Origin of the sequence: Leisingera sp. ANG-Vp (genome assembly GCF_000813725.1) — a bacterium.
Lineage (GTDB): Bacteria > Pseudomonadota > Alphaproteobacteria > Rhodobacterales > Rhodobacteraceae > Leisingera.
On record NZ_JWLD01000132.1, the window covers coordinates 1 to 1,479 of the forward strand.

Below are 1,479 nucleotides of genomic sequence, written 5' to 3' on the forward strand. Positions count from 1 at the left end.
GCAGCTGCATGACGAGGCGGTGGCGCTGGCGGAGGTGGCCCGCGGCCAGTCGGTGGCGGATCTGATGAAGCTGATGCATATCAGCGAAGACCTTGCCAGGCTGAACTATGGCCGGTTCCAGGACTTTTCGGCGGATCCGGCAACAGAGGCCACCCGCCCGGCGGCGCTGGCTTTTGCCGGCGATACTTACCAGGGGCTGGAAGCCGTATCGCTGGATGCTGAAGAAATGGCTTGGGCGCAGGATCATTTCCGCATCCTCTCCGGCCTCTACGGCGTGCTGCGGCCGCTGGATGCGATGCAGCCCTACCGGCTGGAGATGGGCTCGCGGCTGAAGAATGGGCGCGGCAAGAACCTCTATGAATTCTGGGGCAGCCGGATATCCGATGCTCTGAACGAACAGGCGGAGGCCACGGGCAGCTCTGTCCTGGTGAATTGCGCCAGCCAGGAGTATTTCGGCGCAGTGGACCTGCAGGCCCTGAAACCCCGGGTGATCACCCCGGTCTTCATGGAAGACAAGAACGGCACTCCGAAGGTCGTCAGCTTCTATGCTAAACGCGCCCGCGGAGCGATGGCGCGCTACATCATCCAGCACCGTTTGGATGCTGCTGAGGCGCTTAAGGACTTCGACGCTGGCGGCTATGTCTACCAGCCCGGACTTTCTGAACCGGACAAACCCGTCTTCCTTCGCAGCGCCTGAGGCCGTAGGGAAAGCTCCCGCCCGCTCCGCCGCACTCAAAGAGTGCACCGTCCCGGTTGGGCCCGGCAGCGCGCTTTGCGCGCTGCCGGGCCCAAGGCCGCAGGAGGGCGTGCCGGCGCAGCCGGCGTGCCTGCGGGGGCGGGAGCGTTTGGGTGCCGTGGATGGCGGGCGGAACGCCTGGCTGCAGATGATTCTGCTGGAGAAGATCTTACGGCGGCAAGGACCCGCACAAGCAGGGCCGCCAGACAGCATGCCTTCAGATCAGCTCTGCGCGGCCATTGCGGAGGGGCCGCCCAGGTCCAAGGGCTGAGCGTCCTCAGGCGCGAAGCTGCGGATCTTTTCATGAATCAGGGCCTTGCGCAGAGGCTTGGTCAGATAGTGGTCCAAACCGGCTGCGAGAATGCCCTCGGAATCGCCGGTCATTGCATGCGCGGTCAAAGCGACAACAGGGACATGGCCGCCGGTGCCGGCTTCGATCCTGCGGATCTCGGCGGTGGCTTCCTTGCCGTCCATCATCGGCATCGAAATATCCATGAAGATCAAGTCCGGGGCGAAAGACTTGAAGCCCTCAACCGCCTCCAGGCCGTTGTTGGCAAACTTCAGCTCGATGTTCAGCTCCTTCACCATCTTGCGGAACACCAGCTGGTTGGTTTTGTTGTCCTCGGCTGCCAGCACCCGCATCCGGCGGATTTCCGGCTGCGGCGGGTTGGCCGGCTCAATTGCTGCGGGCGCGGCTTGCAGCGCTTCCTTTGGAGGCGTCTGGGCCTCGGTCTCGGTCTCGG

The 1,479-nt window shown here is 64.0% G+C and carries 2 protein-coding genes; one reads left to right on the forward strand and one right to left on the reverse strand.

Annotation, left to right across the window (positions count from 1 at the left end; all coding sequences use genetic code 11):
- The coding region (yaaA, locus tag RA20_RS24370) for a peroxide stress protein YaaA (protein ID WP_039135538.1) at positions 1-697 on the forward strand (697 nt) is incomplete at its 5' end.
- A 261-nt stretch (positions 698-958) separates the two neighbouring features.
- Here yaaA and RA20_RS24375 read toward each other — a convergent pair.
- Positions 959-1,479 (reverse strand): response regulator (locus RA20_RS24375; RefSeq protein ID WP_039135541.1); only part of this gene is annotated, 521 nt, incomplete at its 5' end.